The sequence below is a fragment of the Chitinophaga chungangae genome, assembly GCF_017742215.1.
Taxonomy (GTDB): Bacteria; Bacteroidota; Bacteroidia; order Chitinophagales; family Chitinophagaceae; genus Chitinophaga; species Chitinophaga chungangae.
Genome location: NZ_JAGHKP010000001.1, coordinates 353,490 through 366,972, shown reverse-complemented (window position 1 = coordinate 366,972; position 13,483 = coordinate 353,490). Strand labels below are relative to the sequence as shown.

General features: G+C 49.2%; 25 protein-coding genes. All 25 read right to left on the bottom strand.

What is annotated here, in order from left to right:
- Positions 1 to 8: 8 nt before the first annotated feature.
- Positions 9 to 614, bottom strand: coding sequence for a 30S ribosomal protein S4 (gene rpsD / locus J7I43_RS01680; protein WP_209142583.1), 606 nt, complete (start codon positions 612 to 614; stop codon positions 9 to 11).
- Positions 615 to 782: 168 nt separating this feature from the next.
- The gene (gene rpsK, locus J7I43_RS01675; RefSeq protein ID WP_119078771.1) at positions 783 to 1,181 is read right to left on the bottom strand and encodes a 30S ribosomal protein S11; all 399 of its coding nucleotides are present in this window, start codon (positions 1,179 to 1,181) and stop codon (positions 783 to 785) included.
- A 105-nt stretch (positions 1,182 to 1,286) separates the two neighbouring features.
- Entirely contained in the window at positions 1,287 to 1,667 is a 381-nt protein-coding gene (rpsM, locus tag J7I43_RS01670; protein ID WP_209142581.1) for a 30S ribosomal protein S13, read from the bottom strand.
- A 43-nt stretch (positions 1,668 to 1,710) separates the two neighbouring features.
- Positions 1,711 to 1,827, bottom strand: coding sequence for a 50S ribosomal protein L36 (gene rpmJ / locus J7I43_RS01665; RefSeq protein WP_072360626.1), 117 nt, complete (start codon positions 1,825 to 1,827; stop codon positions 1,711 to 1,713).
- A 34-nt stretch (positions 1,828 to 1,861) separates the two neighbouring features.
- Positions 1,862 to 2,080, bottom strand: coding sequence for a translation initiation factor IF-1 (infA, locus tag J7I43_RS01660; protein ID WP_012789309.1), 219 nt, complete (start codon positions 2,078 to 2,080; stop codon positions 1,862 to 1,864).
- Between the two features lie 258 nt (positions 2,081 to 2,338).
- A complete protein-coding gene (gene map / locus J7I43_RS01655; protein ID WP_209142579.1) occupies positions 2,339 to 3,157 on the bottom strand; it encodes a type I methionyl aminopeptidase in 819 nt (272 codons plus the stop codon).
- A 77-nt stretch (positions 3,158 to 3,234) separates the two neighbouring features.
- Positions 3,235 to 4,578 carry a preprotein translocase subunit SecY gene (secY, locus tag J7I43_RS01650; RefSeq protein ID WP_209142577.1) on the bottom strand — a complete coding sequence of 448 codons (1,344 nt, stop codon included), beginning with the start codon at positions 4,576 to 4,578 and terminating at the stop codon, positions 3,235 to 3,237.
- A gap of 80 nt (positions 4,579 to 4,658) precedes the next feature.
- Positions 4,659 to 5,105 carry a 50S ribosomal protein L15 gene (gene rplO / locus J7I43_RS01645; protein ID WP_209142575.1) on the bottom strand — a complete coding sequence of 149 codons (447 nt, stop codon included), beginning with the start codon at positions 5,103 to 5,105 and terminating at the stop codon, positions 4,659 to 4,661.
- A 97-nt stretch (positions 5,106 to 5,202) separates the two neighbouring features.
- Positions 5,203 to 5,388, bottom strand: coding sequence for a 50S ribosomal protein L30 (rpmD, locus tag J7I43_RS01640; RefSeq protein WP_209142573.1), 186 nt, complete (start codon positions 5,386 to 5,388; stop codon positions 5,203 to 5,205).
- Between the two features lie 73 nt (positions 5,389 to 5,461).
- Positions 5,462 to 5,980, bottom strand: coding sequence for a 30S ribosomal protein S5 (gene rpsE / locus J7I43_RS01635; RefSeq protein ID WP_209142571.1), 519 nt, complete (start codon positions 5,978 to 5,980; stop codon positions 5,462 to 5,464).
- A 58-nt stretch (positions 5,981 to 6,038) separates the two neighbouring features.
- Positions 6,039 to 6,392 carry a 50S ribosomal protein L18 gene (rplR, locus tag J7I43_RS01630; protein WP_209142569.1) on the bottom strand — a complete coding sequence of 118 codons (354 nt, stop codon included), beginning with the start codon at positions 6,390 to 6,392 and terminating at the stop codon, positions 6,039 to 6,041.
- 120 nt (positions 6,393 to 6,512) lie between these two features.
- Positions 6,513 to 7,067 carry a 50S ribosomal protein L6 gene (gene rplF / locus J7I43_RS01625; RefSeq protein ID WP_209142567.1) on the bottom strand — a complete coding sequence of 185 codons (555 nt, stop codon included), beginning with the start codon at positions 7,065 to 7,067 and terminating at the stop codon, positions 6,513 to 6,515.
- A 115-nt stretch (positions 7,068 to 7,182) separates the two neighbouring features.
- A complete protein-coding gene (gene rpsH / locus J7I43_RS01620; protein WP_209142565.1) occupies positions 7,183 to 7,581 on the bottom strand; it encodes a 30S ribosomal protein S8 in 399 nt (132 codons plus the stop codon).
- Between the two features lie 93 nt (positions 7,582 to 7,674).
- The gene (rpsN, locus tag J7I43_RS01615; RefSeq protein WP_123848634.1) at positions 7,675 to 7,944 is read right to left on the bottom strand and encodes a 30S ribosomal protein S14; all 270 of its coding nucleotides are present in this window, start codon (positions 7,942 to 7,944) and stop codon (positions 7,675 to 7,677) included.
- Positions 7,945 to 7,950: 6 nt separating this feature from the next.
- Entirely contained in the window at positions 7,951 to 8,526 is a 576-nt protein-coding gene (gene rplE, locus J7I43_RS01610; protein ID WP_209142563.1) for a 50S ribosomal protein L5, read from the bottom strand.
- Complete coding sequence (gene rplX, locus J7I43_RS01605) at positions 8,526 to 8,864, bottom strand: 50S ribosomal protein L24 (protein WP_209142561.1); 339 nt, start codon at positions 8,862 to 8,864, stop codon at positions 8,526 to 8,528. The genes rplE and rplX overlap by 1 nt, the downstream gene beginning before the upstream one ends.
- Positions 8,865 to 9,059: 195 nt before the next feature.
- Positions 9,060 to 9,428: a 50S ribosomal protein L14 gene (rplN, locus tag J7I43_RS01600; protein ID WP_109698268.1), complete on the bottom strand. Its 369-nt coding sequence runs from the start codon at positions 9,426 to 9,428 to the stop codon at positions 9,060 to 9,062.
- Positions 9,429 to 9,498: 70 nt separating this feature from the next.
- Positions 9,499 to 9,756 carry a 30S ribosomal protein S17 gene (gene rpsQ, locus J7I43_RS01595; protein WP_120516916.1) on the bottom strand — a complete coding sequence of 86 codons (258 nt, stop codon included), beginning with the start codon at positions 9,754 to 9,756 and terminating at the stop codon, positions 9,499 to 9,501.
- A gap of 99 nt (positions 9,757 to 9,855) precedes the next feature.
- Positions 9,856 to 10,056, bottom strand: coding sequence for a 50S ribosomal protein L29 (gene rpmC / locus J7I43_RS01590; RefSeq protein ID WP_209142559.1), 201 nt, complete (start codon positions 10,054 to 10,056; stop codon positions 9,856 to 9,858).
- A gap of 55 nt (positions 10,057 to 10,111) precedes the next feature.
- Complete coding sequence (gene rplP / locus J7I43_RS01585) at positions 10,112 to 10,531, bottom strand: 50S ribosomal protein L16 (protein WP_209142557.1); 420 nt, start codon at positions 10,529 to 10,531, stop codon at positions 10,112 to 10,114.
- 52 nt (positions 10,532 to 10,583) lie between these two features.
- On the bottom strand, positions 10,584 to 11,381 hold the full coding sequence (gene rpsC / locus J7I43_RS01580; protein WP_209142555.1) for a 30S ribosomal protein S3: 798 nt from the start codon (positions 11,379 to 11,381) through the stop codon (positions 10,584 to 10,586).
- A gap of 53 nt (positions 11,382 to 11,434) precedes the next feature.
- Positions 11,435 to 11,788 (bottom strand): 50S ribosomal protein L22, encoded by a 354-nt coding sequence (gene rplV, locus J7I43_RS01575; protein ID WP_209142553.1) that lies wholly within the window; start codon positions 11,786 to 11,788, stop codon positions 11,435 to 11,437.
- Positions 11,789 to 11,907: 119 nt separating this feature from the next.
- The gene (gene rpsS / locus J7I43_RS01570; RefSeq protein WP_120516921.1) at positions 11,908 to 12,174 is read right to left on the bottom strand and encodes a 30S ribosomal protein S19; all 267 of its coding nucleotides are present in this window, start codon (positions 12,172 to 12,174) and stop codon (positions 11,908 to 11,910) included.
- Positions 12,175 to 12,231: 57 nt separating this feature from the next.
- Positions 12,232 to 13,065, bottom strand: coding sequence for a 50S ribosomal protein L2 (gene rplB / locus J7I43_RS01565; RefSeq protein ID WP_209142551.1), 834 nt, complete (start codon positions 13,063 to 13,065; stop codon positions 12,232 to 12,234).
- Between the two features lie 93 nt (positions 13,066 to 13,158).
- Positions 13,159 to 13,458, bottom strand: a complete 300-nt coding sequence (gene rplW, locus J7I43_RS01560) for a 50S ribosomal protein L23 (protein WP_209142549.1) — start codon at positions 13,456 to 13,458, stop codon at positions 13,159 to 13,161.
- Positions 13,459 to 13,483 lie beyond the last annotated feature (25 nt).

Genomic DNA, 13,483 nt, shown 5'->3' with positions numbered 1-13,483 from the left:
ATAACTTATTACTTGCTGTACAATTCCACGATCAGCTGTTCCTTAATGTTCTCAGGAACGCTTTCTCTCTCAGGATACGCGATGAAAGTGCCTTTCATATCTTTTTCATTCCAGTCCAGCCAGCTGAATTTCGGGTTCTTGCCGCGGATGGCGCTGGTGAGGGAAGTGTTGCCGGTGGTCTTTTCTTTCAGACCGATGGTGTCGCCGGGTTTCAGCTGATATGAGGGAACGTTTACGATCACGCCGTTCACGGTTACGTGTTTGTGGGCCACCAGCTGGCGTGCAGCGGGGCGGGAAGGCGCGATGCCCATACGGAATACGGTGTTGTCCAGACGGGCTTCCAGCAGTTTGATCAATACCTCACCGGTAACGCCTTTCCTGCGGTTAGCTTCTTCGAACAGGTTGCGGAATTGTTTTTCCAGCACACCGTAAGTGTATTTCGCTTTTTGTTTTTCTCTCAGCTGCAGCGCGTACTCACCGAGCTGTTTACGCTTGCGCTGTGCGCCGTGCTGGCCGGGAGGGTTGCTGTTCTTGCCTAAATACTTGCCGTTGCCTAAAATCGGCTCTCCAAATATCCTGGAGATCTTGGTCTTCGGACCTGTGTACCTTGCCATGTTCTGTGGTTCAGATTTTTAGTTCCGGTGCACGCTCATTTAAAAATCTTAAAATTCGATCGTACACCCAAGTGATGAATAAATATACTAATTATCAATTACGAATACGAATTACCCGATACAAATGTTCATTGCAACGGATAATTCGTACAAGAAAATGCGTTTCGACTATACCCTTCTCTTTTTGGGAGGACGGCAACCGTTGTGCGGCAGCGGCGTTACGTCTTTGATCAGGGTTACCTCGATACCGGAGTTAGAGATGGCGCGGATCGCGCTTTCACGGCCGGCGCCGGGACCTTTTACAAATACGTCTGCCCTTTTCAGACCTGCGTCGAAGGCGGTTTTAGCAGCATCGGACGCAGCCAGCTGAGCAGCATAAGGAGTGTTCTTTTTAGAACCCTTGAAGCCCATTTTACCAGCGGAAGACCAGGAAATAACCTGACCCTGCTTGTTGGTGATGCTCACGATGATGTTGTTGAAACTTGCAGAGATATGCACGTCCCCGAAGTTATCCACCTTTACTACCCTCTTTTTAGCGGCAGCCTTTGTATTAGTTGCTTTTGCCATAATTCGTTAAAATTCCAACTATGAAATTCCAGATCGTTGATATAAAAACCCTTTATGCCGCAACTCTCCCGATCTGGAAAGAGCAAACCCGGCAAAGGGAGCTTACTATTTTTTCGGTGCTTTCTTTTTACCTGCAACCGTTTTACGCTTACCTTTCCTGGTACGGCTGTTGGTACGGGTACGCTGGCCTCTAACCGGCAGACCTTTCCTGTGACGCAGACCACGGTAGCAGGCAATGTCCAGCAGGCGTTTGATGTTCATCTGAACTTCAGAGCGCAGCTGACCTTCTACTTTAAATTCGTTGTTGATGATGTTACGGATGGCGGCCTGTTCGTCGTCATTCCAGTCCTTCACCTTTTTATTCAAATCAATCCCTGCTTTTTCCAGGATATATACGGAGGTAGAGTGACCAATACCGAAGATATAGGTCAGGCCAATTTCACCTCTTTTGTTTTTAGGAAGATCAATACCGGCTATACGTGCCATATTATTGTTTAGTTTTTATTCGATTTAATAGATACAGATGCGATTAACCCTGACGTTGCTTAAAACGGGGATTCTTTTTGTTGATCACCAGCAGTTTACCCTTGCGGCGAACGATCTTGCAATCTGCACTTCTTTTTTTGATGGAAGCTCTTACTTTCATGAGTCAATTGTTATAAATCTACCAGAGTTGTTTCTTACTTGTACCTGAAAATTATACGACCCCTGCTCAAATCGTAAGGGCTCATCTCTACACCAACCTTATCTCCCGGCAGGATGCGAATATAGTGCATCCTCATTTTTCCAGAAATGGTGGCCAAAATCTCATGTCCGTTCTCCAGTTTAACCCGGAACATCGCATTTGATAAGGCTTCGAGAATAATACCATCCTGTTTGATCAATGCCTGTTTCGCCATAAAAATTTTTAGGAATGCAAAGATACCATAAAAGTTTCTGAAACCGAAAAAATTACGGGAAATAATCTTCGAAAAAGCCTCGCTGTGTGGATAACTTTTAAAAATATCCACCTCGCTTGATGAAAGCTCTTCTGTTCCAGTAACTTATAAAGCTGAAAACTATATAATCAGTAACCGGGGATATAGCAGGCTTTTTCTCTTTTTCCCTTCAGCAGCCTGCGAATATACGGATTTTTCCACATCCCGCGCCCCCTTGCCTCAGGATACAGTCGCCGGAATATGCCCGGAAAATAACGCGGTATTTCCCTTTTCAGCCAATTCAATGTTTGCGAAGGTAGACAACAGGTCCGGTTTCCCTTTCGCCACGGCCACCGTATGTTCGTAATGTACGCTCGCCTTGCGGTCGCGCGTTACCACCGTCCAGCCGTCTTCCAGGTATTCCACATCGCGCGTGCCCAGGTTCACCATCGGCTCGATGGCGATCACCAGCCCTTCTTTCAGCACCGCTCCGCTGCCCCTGCGCCCGTAATTAGGCACCTGGGGGTCTTCATGCAGGTTGCGGCCCAGGCCATGCCCTACCAGCTCGCGTACCACACCGTAGCCCCTCACCTTTTCCACGTATTCCTGGATGGCATACGCAATGTCTCCCACACGGTTTCCCACCACGGCCTTTTCGACGCCTTTGGCCAGCGCCGTTTTGGTAGCGGCCATCAGTTTCTGCACATGCGGGGGTATTTCCCCGATGGCGAAGGTATAAGCGCTGTCTCCATGAAAACCGTTCTTGAACACGCCTACGTCAACCGACACGATGTCTCCGTCGCGCAGCGTGTAGGCGTTGGGAATGCCGTGCACCACGGCTTCGTTCACGGATATGCAGCAGGTATTGGGAAAACCTTTATAGTTTTTAAACGAGGGCACCGCTCCATGATCGCGGATGAATGTTTCGGCAATGGCGTCCACATCCAATGTGCTCATCCCCGGCTTCAGCCTGGCGGCCACTTCGGCGAGGGTAGCGCTCACAAGCTGCGCGCTTTCGCGGATGAGCTCGATTTCTTCTTTCGTTTTATAATGGATCATAACATGCGAAGTTAGTCAATAATAACAAAACAGCCACCCGGGTTCCGGATGGCTGCCAATATGATGTAAGCTGTTTATCAGGCGTTGGCCGGCGTTGTTCTGCCTTTGATGCGGCCGGAGCTCATAAGGCCGTCGTAATGGCGCATGAGCAGCTGGCTTTCGATCTGCTGCAGGGTGTCGAGAATTACGCCTACCATGATCAGCAGTGACGTACCGCCGAAGAAGGTGGCGAAGTTGCTGTTGATCCTCAGTGCGGCGGCGATGCCCGGCATGATACCTACCACGGCGAGGAAAAACGCGCCCGGCAGGGTGATGCGGTCCATCACGGCGCCGATGTAATCGGCGGTCGCTTTACCGGGTTTAACACCGGGGATGAAACCGTTGTTCTTTTTCATTTCATCCGCCATTTGGGTGGGGTTGAAAATGAGCGCCGTATAGAAGAAAGTGAACACGACTACCAGCACCGCATAGATCACGTTATACCAGGGATTGGTATGGTCGCTGAAAATGCGGATGAAGCCGGAAGCGCTGTCGCTTTGCGTAGCGAACCCGATGGCGGTGGCGGGAATGAACATGATGGCCTGGGCGAAGATGATGGGCATTACACCAGCTGCATTCACTTTGAGGGGAATGAACTGGCGTACACCGCCATATTGTTTATTACCGACGATGCGTTTTGCATAGTTCACGGGTATCTTGCGCGTGCCCTGTACCAGCAGGATGAGGCCGATGGTGATCAGGATGAAGAATGCGAGTTCCACGAGGAAGATGAGGAGGCCGCCGCCTGCGCCAGTCGTTTTCAGGGTGAACTCCTGCAACAGGGCTTCGGGGAGACGGGCGAGGATGCCCACCATGATGATGATGGAAGTACCGTTACCAATCCCTTTATCCGTGATCTTTTCACCCAGCCACATTACGAACATCGTACCTGCGGTAAGCACAACCGTTGTGGAGAGCCAGAACAGGAAGGTACCGTATTCGGGTATCAGCGCCGAGGTGGACTGCGTTCTCAGGTAAGCAACGTATGCGCTGGCCTGGAAGGCGGTCACGATCACGGTGAGCAGGCGGGTGTACTGGTTGATCTTTTTGCGGCCGCTGTCTCCTTCCTTCTGCAGTTTCTGGAAGTAGGGAACAGCGATGGTCAGCAGCTGGATGGCGATGGATGCCGAGATGTACGGCATGATGCCCAGTGCGAAGATGGAAGCACGCGAAAAGGATCCCCCGGCGAACATGTTGAACAGACCGAGAATGCCTTTTTGGGACGTTTCGGAGAAGTTGGCCAGTTGGTTGGGATCGAGACCGGGAAGGGTGATATAGGAGCCCACACGGTACACAAGTACCAGGAGCAGCGTGGTGAGAATGCGCTTGCGCAGGTCCTCGATGCTCCAGATGTTCTTTATGGTTTCGATAAATTTCTTCACAGGAAGATAAGAGTTTAATAACGCGTGTTAAAATTCGAAAAGACGCACTACTCCGTAGGCGCCTTCTCTATCGTAATTTCTTAAACCAGTTCTACAGATCCACCGGCTGCTTCGATGGCTGATTTGGCTTTCTCGCTGATCGCGTTCACTTTCAGCGTTACTTTGCTTTTCAGTTCTCCGTGGCCGAGCACTTTCACTTTGTTGGTCTTGCTGATCAGGCCGTTCATATACAGGTTTTCCAGGGAGAATTCCTGGATACCGTATTTCTCGATGATCTGGTCAAGCTGGCCGATGTTGAACACTTTATATTCAGTACGGTCGATAGGGATAAAACCGCGTTTCGGCAGACGGCGCTGGATAGGCATCTGACCGCCTTCGTGGCCTCTTTTGCTGGAGTAACCGGTGTTGGATTGCGCACCTTTGTTACCTTTCGTGGCGGTACCGCCTTTACCGGAAGCTTCACCACGGCCCAAACGTTTCTCTTTATGTACTGCGCCTTTTGCAGGCCTTAAATTCTGTAAGTTCATAGTCTTGAATTGTTTTACTTACGCGGAAATCAACCGCTCGCTTTTACAATGATAATTTAAAAAAGTAGAATGTCAATGTAATCATCAAAATTTTACACTAAGCATTCACTTCTTCCACTTTAACCAGATGGTTCACTTTGCGTACCATGCCCAGGATCTGGGGGGTAGCTTCCACTTCTACGGAATTGTTCATCTTCTTCAGGCCGAGTGCCAACAGGGTCAGCTTCTGGCGCTCAGGACGATCGATACCGCTTTTTACCTGGGTGATCTTGATCTTTGCCATTTTCTTTTAATATTTCCGATTAGGAATACTGCGCTCCTGTTTCAGCAGTGCGCGCAGGATTTGGAATCTTTGCTTAACCGTTGAATACTTTTTTCATAGACACGTTGCGCGTCCTTGCGATAACGATCGGCTCGCGCAGCATGCCAAGGGCTTTGAAGGTCGCTTTTACCACGTTGTGGGGGTTAGCGGAGCCCAGGGATTTTGCCAGTACGTCGGTGATGCCTGCGCTTTCCAGCACGGCGCGCATAGAACCACCTGCGATCACGCCGGTACCATGTGCGGCCGGTTTGATCAGCACTTTCGCAGCACCTTCCTTCGCCAGCTGGTCGTGAGGAATTGTACCGTGATGTATCGGGATCTTGATCAGGTTCTTCTTCGCGTCGTCGATACCTTTGGTGATCGCTTCCTGCACTTCCTTGGCTTTGCCAAGACCGTGACCCACTACACCGTTCTCGTTACCAACTACTACCAGCGCGGAGAAACTGAAAGTACGGCCGCCTTTGGTGGTTTTGGTAACCCTGTTGATAGCCACAACCTTTTCTTTCAGCTCCAGATCGCCAGCTTTTACTTTATTGAATGAATTCTTTGCCATTTTTATTTAATAAGAATTACGATATCAGATTGTTTATTCTTCTAATCCTTTTAACGTATTAGAATTGCAGGCCGCCTTCGCGTGCGCCGTCGGCAGTAGCTTTTACACGGCCGTGGTAGAGGTAACCGCTCCTGTCGAAAACGCAGGTGGTAATGCCTACCGCTACAGCTTTCGCAGCCAGGGCAGCGCCCGCCAGCTTGGCTTTCTCTGATTTGTTACCTGCTGCGGCTGTAATACCTTTCTCACGGGTGGAAGCGGCCGCCAGGGTGGTGCCGGTGGTATCGTCGATCAGCTGCAGATAGATGTCTGAATTACTGCGGAATACAGACAGTCTCGGTTTCTGTGCAGTTCCGCTGATCTTTTTACGGATACGGAAGCGGATATTCTGTCTTCTGTTAAGTTTTGTAATCATTACTAAGTGTATTTAAGGCCCGATGCTGCCGGGACTATGTTGAGCAGATACCGGAATATTGCTATACCGGTATCTGCCGCTGGTTTAATAATTCTGTTTAAAGTCAACCGGAGGCTACGATTATTTACCGGCAGATTTACCTGCTTTCTTACGTACCACCTCGTCGCTGTAACGCACACCTTTACCTTTGTACGGCTCGGGTTTGCGCAGGCTGCGGATTTTCGCGGCAACCTGGCCCAGCAGCTGGTTGTCGATACCTTCCAGCATGATCTGCGGGTTCTTTCCTTTTTCGGTGAGCGTGCTCACTTTCAGCTCTTTGGGAACCTCGAAGATGATGTTGTGGGAATAACCTAAAGATAAGTCCAGCAACTGACCTGCGTTCGCAGCCTTGTAACCCACACCTACCAGTTCCAGTTGTTTCTTGAAACCTTCGGTTACGCCGGTCACCATGTTGGCGATCAGTGCACGGTACAAACCATGCAGGGCGCGGTGGCGGATCTGGTCGGTCGGGCGAACGATGTTCAGTTCACCGTCTTTCACTTCCACTTTGATATCGCGGTCGATCAACTGTTTCAGTTCGCCTTTCGGGCCTTTAACAGTGATCTCGTTCGCAGCGGAAACGTTTACCGTTACACCGCTGGCCAATTTAATAGGAGCTCTGCCTATACGTGACATGTTCGTCAGTTTTATTGTTGTGATTCCGGCATCCCGTGTTCAGCCCGTATAGAAGGCTTAATTGTCAGATATGCCGTATCCCGCCCTGCATTGCTGCGGAGCGGGAAAAAATATATTAATAAACGAAGCAAACTACTTCGCCACCTACGTTTTGCAATTTCGCTTCCTTGTCGGTCATCACACCTTTGGAAGTGGAGATAATAGCGATGCCCAGACCGTTCTTGATGCGTTTGAACTCACCGGGTTTGGAATACTGGCGCAGACCGGGACGGGAGATCCTCTGCAGGTCCTGGATCGCAGGAACCTTGGTTTGCGGGTCGTATTTCAGCGCGATCTTGATGAGACCCTGCTTGTTATCTTCTTCGAATTTGTACTTCAGGATATATCCTTTGTCGTACAGGATTTCGGTAATACGTTTCTTCAGTTTGGAAGCCGGAATTTCCACGATCCTGTGATTGGCCATCTGGGCGTTGCGGATACGTGTGAGAAAATCTGCTATTGGATCAGTAACCATTGTTAGATTAGTTTACTAAATGTGAATTACAATGCGATATCCAATCGATATAGAAAGGAAAATCAAATACTACTTAAAGCCTTTCGGCGCTGCTTACCAGGAAGCTTTGCGAACGCCGGGGATCTTACCTGCCAGCGCCATGTCGCGGAACATGTTACGGCAGATGCCGAACTGACGGATGTAACCTTTCGGGCGGCCGGACAGCTGGCAACGGTTGTGCAGGCGAACGGGAGAAGCGTTTTTGGGCAGTTTGTCCAGTTCAGCATAGTTACCCTCTGCTTTCAATGCAGCGCGTTTTTCAGCGAACTTGGCTACCATTGCCTCTCTCTTTCTTTGTCTGGCTTTTACGGATTCTTTTGCCATGTGATATTATTGATTATCTTTTTTGATGTTCTTGAACGGCATACCCAGTTCTTTCAGCAGCTCGTAAGCTTCTTCGTTGGTCTGGGCAGTGGTCACGAAAGTGATGTCCATACCGGTGATCTTGGTCACTTTATCGATGTCGATCTCCGGGAAGATGATCTGCTCGGTAACGCCCAGGGTGTAGTTGCCACGGCCGTCGAAAGCTTTTTCGTTCACACCTTTGAAGTCACGCACGCGGGGCAGGGATACGGCGATCAGCCTGTCCAGGAACTCGTACATGTTCACGCCGCGCAGTGTTACACGCGCGCCGATGGGCATATGTTTACGCAGTTTGAAGTTGGAGATGTCTTTTTTAGACAGGGTCGCGATAGCTTTCTGACCCGCGATGCGGCTCATTTCGTCTACTGCGATATCTACCAGCTTCTTGTCGCTCACCGCACCATTGATACCCTGGTTCAGGCAGATCTTGGTAAGACGGGGAACCTGCATTACGCTTTTATAGTTGAATTTCTTTTGCAGCGCGCTTACTACTTCAGTGCGGTATTTCGCCTGCAGCCTGGGTTGATATGATGTGTTTGCCATTATTTGATTACCTCCCCTGATTTTTTAGCGATACGAACTACTTTACCGTTTTCTCTCTGGCGAGCTACACGAGTAGGTTTGCCGGCCTTAGCATCCCACAACATTACGTTGGAAATAGCGATCGGCGCCTCCTGCTTAACAATACCGCCTTTGGTATTCTGCGCAGTCGGCTTGGTGTGTTTGGTGATAATGTTCACGCCTTCCACCAGTACGCGGGATTTGTCGGTAATTACCTCCAACACCTTGCGGGGCTTCGTGCGGTCTTTATCGTCGCCGGTAACCACCACAACCAGGTCGCCTTTCTTAATGTTGAACTTAGGCTTAAATCTAGTTTTCATCTGTTTGTTTGTTTAAACGCCAAGCAGAACTTGGGCTCCGCTTGATTAATATTTTTTGTCGTTTTTGAAACGGGCTGCAAAGATATGCAAAGATTTCGGATCTTGAATTTAAGCATTCAAATAAAGGTATTTTGTATATCTAATCCCTTTATTACCAAGCTTGAACCCAAGATCCGAAACAATTATATCGACTCCTTAAAGCACCTCGGGCGCCAGGGAGATGATCTTCATGTATCCTTTATCGCGAAGCTCTCGGGCAACCGGACCGAAAATACGGGTACCGCGGGGCTCGTCGGAGTTGTTCAGCAATACAACGGCATTGTCGTCGAAGCGGATGTAAGAACCGTCGCGGCGACGGAGCTTCTTCTTCGTTCTAACAATAACAGCTTTGGTTACGGTGCCTTTTTTCATACCGCCACCGGGGATGGCGTCTTTTACCGTTACTACAATCTTATCGCCTACACCGGCATAGTCCTGACCGGAGTTGCCGAGCACGCGGATGCAGAGTACTTCTTTGGCACCGCTGTTATCTGCTACGTTCAGCCTTGATTCTTGTTGTATCATCGTAATACGTTTGAATTGTTTAGCAGCGGCTGCAGGCTCTTCCAACCGGCAGCTTGAAACAAATAATTAATTATTTTACTTTTTCGATTATTTCCACCATACGCCAGCATTTGTTCTTGCTCAGCGGACGGGTTTCCATAATCCGTACGGTATCACCAATGCTGCACTCGTTCTTTTCGTCGTGTGCCATGAATTTGGTGGTCTTCTTTACGAACTTACCATAGATCGGGTGTTTCACTTTACGCTCAACGCTTACGGAAACAGTCTTATCCATTTTGTTGCTGGATACTACGCCAATCCTGGTTTTTCTTAATTTTCTTTCGGTCATTTTGAAAGTTATTTTACCTCCGGGCCGCTGTTACACGGCTATAAAATTGTTTATTGTTTGCTCGGTTCCAATAGCTATCACTATCTCACCCCGGAATTACTAGAATCCCAGCTCTCTTCTGCGGATCTCCGTCTGGATGCGCGCGATCTCTCTCCTCATGAAACGGATGCTCATCGGGTTCTCGATCGGCGTTACCGCATGGCTGAACGATACCTTTTTCAGGCGCAGCGATTCTTCAGACAGTTTGTCTTTCAGATCCTGGTCGCTCAGGCCTTTCAGGTCCAGTTTTGCTTTAGGCATTGTTATAAAGTTTTGTCTGGTTATCAGGTTTGTTAAATTCCGCTTTGGATGCTGCTTAAGCAACGTAATCGCGGCGTACTACGAATTTCACCTTGATCGGCAGTTTCTGGGCAGCCAGTTCCATAGCCTGTTTCGCTACGTCTAAGGGCACACCGTCTGCTTCGAACAGGATACGGCCGGGTTTTACAACAGCCGCCCAGTGATCGGGAGCACCTTTACCTTTACCCATCCTCACCTCTAACGGTTTGGCAGTGATCGGCTTGTCGGGGAAAATACGGATCCACACGTTACCTTCACGCTTCATAGACCTGGTCAGCGCCACCCTGGCAGCTTCAATCTGCCTGTCTGTGATCCACTTGGGTTCCAATGCTTTGAGGCCGAATGAACCGAAAGAAAGAGCAGCGCCCCTCTTTGCGTTACCTTTGATGCGGCCTTTGTGCATCTTCCTGTGTTTCGTTCTCTTGGGCTGTAACATCGTTTATGTTGTTAAAAAGTTTGTTTAAATGATATTTCTTCAGGCTGTGTGATTATTTGCGCGGGCCACGGTCTCCACCGCCTCTCCTGTCGCCGCCACCCGGCCTGTCTCTCCTTTCACCGCCACGGCCGCCACGGTCTCCACCACCACGGTGATGATCGCCGCCTGTACGCTGGCCTTCTTCCTTACCGGAAACCGCATTCGGGTTCAGATCGCGTTTGCCCAGCACTTCACCTTTACAGATCCATACCTTGATGCCGATCTTACCGTAAACGGTCAGCGCGAACAGGGAAGCATAGTCGATGTCCATGCGGTAAGTATGCAGGGGCACACGGCCTTGTTTCATTTCTTCGGAACGCGCGATTTCAGCACCGCCCAAACGGCCGCCTACTTTCACCTTGATACCTTCCGCGCCCATGCGCAGAGCGGTAGCGATCGCCATTTTGATGGCGCGTTTATAGTTGATGCGGCTTTCGATCTGTTTTGCGATGGTTTCAGCAACGATGGTTGCATCCACTTCGGGGCGACGGATCTCAAGAATGTTGATCTGTACATCTTCTTTGCCGGTCAGCTTCTTCAGCTCTTCCTTGATGCGATCCACTTCGTTACCGCCTTTACCTATGATGATACCAGGTTTGGAGGTATGAATGGTAATGATGAGCTTACCCAGCGTACGCTCGATCACCACGCGGGAAATACCGCCCTTGTTGATACGCGCATTCAGGTAAGTCCTGATCTTGTTATCTTCGATCAGTTTAACAGCATAATCTTTTTTGCTGCCATACCAATTAGAGTCCCATCCTCTGATGATACCTAACCTGTTACCAATAGGATTTGTTTTCTGACCCATGTTCTGGTTTTATTTGTCTATGAGTTTAAATATAATTTTTCCTACAGTTTGCCTTATTGTTGAACCGGGCGTCCGTCCACAACAATCGTTACGTGATTACTTCTCTTGCGGATACGGTAACCCCTGCCTTGCGGAGCCGGGCGCATTCTTTTCAGAACACGGCCACCGTCTACAAAAACGGTTTTAACGAACAGGTTGGCATCTTCTACCCGCGCGCCTTCGTTCTTCACTTTCCAGTTAGCCACTGCGCTGAGCAACAGCTTCTCCAGCGGAGTGCTCGGGTGTTTAGGATGGAATTTCAAAATATTCAAAGCTTTCTCAACATCCAGGCCGCGGATCAGGTCTGCAAGCAAACGCATTTTGCGGGTGGAGGTAGGATTATTATTCAGCTTAGCTACTGCTTCCATTGTTATTTGTTTCTGTGTTATATAAGTTTCTTGTTTCAGCTTCCGGTCCTGCTGTTTCCTTCGCCTTTCTTTGTTCTTACTTATCCGGAACCGAAAACGGGAAACTTTAAAAACGGATACTACATTTTCTTGTTAGCGTGTCCTTTGAAGTTGCGGGTAGGCGCAAACTCACCCAGCTTATGACCCACCATGAACTCGGTTACGTAAACCGGGATGAACTTGTTACCGTTGTGTACGGCAAAAGTGTGGCCCACAAAATCAGGAGTGATCGTAGAACGGCGGCTCCAGGTTTTGATAACCGTACGCTTGGTGCCTTCGTTCTGTTTTTCTACCTTCTTTTCTAATTTAAAGTCTACGTAAGGACCTTTTTTAATGGAACGACCCATGTGTTTGTTTATTTAAGATCAACCCCGGTTGCCCAGGGCTGAACCTGTTATACGTAATTATAATTTCTTACCGTTTTTGCGGCTGATGATCAGTTTGTCTGAGCTCTTATGCGCTTTCCTGGTTTTCAGGCCTTTCGCATATTTGCCGGTCCTGGACCTCGGGTGACCACCGGAAGATTTACCTTCACCACCACCCATCGGGTGATCCACAGGGTTCATCGCCACACCACGGTTACGGGGCTTGATGCCTCTCCAGCGGTTCGCACCGGCTTTACCGATGGACTGCAGGCCGTGATCTGAGTTGGAAACGGTGCCTACGGTCGCCATGCAGGTGTTCAGCACTTTGCGCAGCTCGCCGGAAGGCATTTTCAATACAGCGTATTTTTCCTCCTTGTTGCTCAGCTGTGCGTATGCACCGGCGCTGCGTGCGATCGCACCGCCTTTGCCAGGCTGCAGCTCGATGTTGTGCACAACGGTACCAAGAGGCATATTTTTCAACGGTAACGCATTACCCAGCTCAGGCGCAACTTCAGGTCCGCTCACTACGGTAGAACCTACCTGCAGGCCCTGGGGGGCAATGATGTAACGCTTCTCGCCATCCGCATAGTTCAGCAGCGCGATGAATGCGGTACGGTTCGGATCGTACTCGATGGTTTTAACGGTAGCGGGGATGTTAACTTTATCGCGTTTAAAATCCACGATACGGTATTGTTTTTTGTGACCGCCGCCGATGTAACGCATAGACCTTCTGCCCTGTGCGTTCCTACCGCCGGTTCTCTGTGCCGGAGCCAGCAGGCTCTTCTCAGGAGTGTCCGTGGTCAGCTCCGCATAAGCGTTGCCAATCTTCCAACGGGTACCGGCTGTAATCGGTTTGTACTTTTTCAGTGCCATTTTCTACTTAATTCAATGATTTAATAGACTATTGTTATTTGATCTGTATATACATCCAGGTTAACGGCTTACGCCGCTAACGGCACTGGTATATTATATGTTAGCATACAGATCGATGGATTCTCCTTCTGCCAGGGTAACCACAGCTTTCTTGTAAGAAGGCTTGCGGCCGGAAATAAAACCTGCTTTCGTAAAACGGGTCTTGTTCTTACCGGGCACTACCATGGTATTCACTTCCGCAACGGTAACCCCGTAGAAATCTTCCACTGCTTTTTTGATCTCCAGTTTGTTGGCTTTTTTGTCAACAACGAAGTAAAAGCGGTTAAACTTCTCGGTAGCTTTGTTTACCTTCTCCGAAATCACCGGTTTGATTAAAACATCAGACAGTTTCATCTGTTCTTGTTTGATTTGTTAACGG

What these genes read in the sequence shown, in the direction of transcription:
- rpsD (WP_209142583.1), bottom strand. Translation starts at nt 614, where the DNA reads ATGGCAAGGTACACAGGTCCGAAGACCAAGATCTCCAGGATATTTGGA.
- rpsK (WP_119078771.1), bottom strand. Translation starts at nt 1,181, where the DNA reads ATGGCAAAAGCAACTAATACAAAGGCTGCCGCTAAAAAGAGGGTAGTA.
- rpsM (WP_209142581.1), bottom strand. Translation starts at nt 1,667, where the DNA reads ATGGCACGTATAGCCGGTATTGATCTTCCTAAAAACAAAAGAGGTGAA.
- rpmJ (WP_072360626.1), bottom strand. Translation starts at nt 1,827, where the DNA reads ATGAAAGTAAGAGCTTCCATCAAAAAAAGAAGTGCAGATTGCAAGATC.
- infA (WP_012789309.1), bottom strand. Translation starts at nt 2,080, where the DNA reads ATGGCGAAACAGGCATTGATCAAACAGGATGGTATTATTCTCGAAGCC.
- map (WP_209142579.1), bottom strand. Translation starts at nt 3,157, where the DNA reads ATGATCCATTATAAAACGAAAGAAGAAATCGAGCTCATCCGCGAAAGC.
- rplO (WP_209142575.1), bottom strand. Translation starts at nt 5,105, where the DNA reads ATGAACTTACAGAATTTAAGGCCTGCAAAAGGCGCAGTACATAAAGAG.
- rpmD (WP_209142573.1), bottom strand. Translation starts at nt 5,388, where the DNA reads ATGGCAAAGATCAAGATCACCCAGGTAAAAAGCGGTATCGATCGTCCT.
- rpsE (WP_209142571.1), bottom strand. Translation starts at nt 5,980, where the DNA reads ATGGCAAAGAATTCATTCAATAAAGTAAAAGCTGGCGATCTGGAGCTG.
- rplR (WP_209142569.1), bottom strand. Translation starts at nt 6,392, where the DNA reads ATGATTACAAAACTTAACAGAAGACAGAATATCCGCTTCCGTATCCGT.
- rplF (WP_209142567.1), bottom strand. Translation starts at nt 7,067, where the DNA reads ATGTCACGTATAGGCAGAGCTCCTATTAAATTGGCCAGCGGTGTAACG.
- rpsH (WP_209142565.1), bottom strand. Translation starts at nt 7,581, where the DNA reads ATGGTTACTGATCCAATAGCAGATTTTCTCACACGTATCCGCAACGCC.
- rpsN (WP_123848634.1), bottom strand. Translation starts at nt 7,944, where the DNA reads ATGGCAAAAGAATCCGTAAAAGCCAGACAAAGAAAGAGAGAGGCAATG.
- rplE (WP_209142563.1), bottom strand. Translation starts at nt 8,526, where the DNA reads ATGGCAAACACATCATATCAACCCAGGCTGCAGGCGAAATACCGCACT.
- rplX (WP_209142561.1), bottom strand. Translation starts at nt 8,864, where the DNA reads ATGAAAACTAGATTTAAGCCTAAGTTCAACATTAAGAAAGGCGACCTG.
- rplN (WP_109698268.1), bottom strand. Translation starts at nt 9,428, where the DNA reads ATGATACAACAAGAATCAAGGCTGAACGTAGCAGATAACAGCGGTGCC.
- rpsQ (WP_120516916.1), bottom strand. Translation starts at nt 9,756, where the DNA reads ATGACCGAAAGAAAATTAAGAAAAACCAGGATTGGCGTAGTATCCAGC.
- rpmC (WP_209142559.1), bottom strand. Translation starts at nt 10,056, where the DNA reads ATGCCTAAAGCAAAACTGGACCTGAAAGGCCTGAGCGACCAGGATCTG.
- rplP (WP_209142557.1), bottom strand. Translation starts at nt 10,531, where the DNA reads ATGTTACAGCCCAAGAGAACGAAACACAGGAAGATGCACAAAGGCCGC.
- rpsC (WP_209142555.1), bottom strand. Translation starts at nt 11,381, where the DNA reads ATGGGTCAGAAAACAAATCCTATTGGTAACAGGTTAGGTATCATCAGA.
- rplV (WP_209142553.1), bottom strand. Translation starts at nt 11,788, where the DNA reads ATGGAAGCAGTAGCTAAGCTGAATAATAATCCTACCTCCACCCGCAAA.
- rpsS (WP_120516921.1), bottom strand. Translation starts at nt 12,174, where the DNA reads ATGGGTCGTTCCATTAAAAAAGGTCCTTACGTAGACTTTAAATTAGAA.
- rplB (WP_209142551.1), bottom strand. Translation starts at nt 13,065, where the DNA reads ATGGCACTGAAAAAGTACAAACCGATTACAGCCGGTACCCGTTGGAAG.
- rplW (WP_209142549.1), bottom strand. Translation starts at nt 13,458, where the DNA reads ATGAAACTGTCTGATGTTTTAATCAAACCGGTGATTTCGGAGAAGGTA.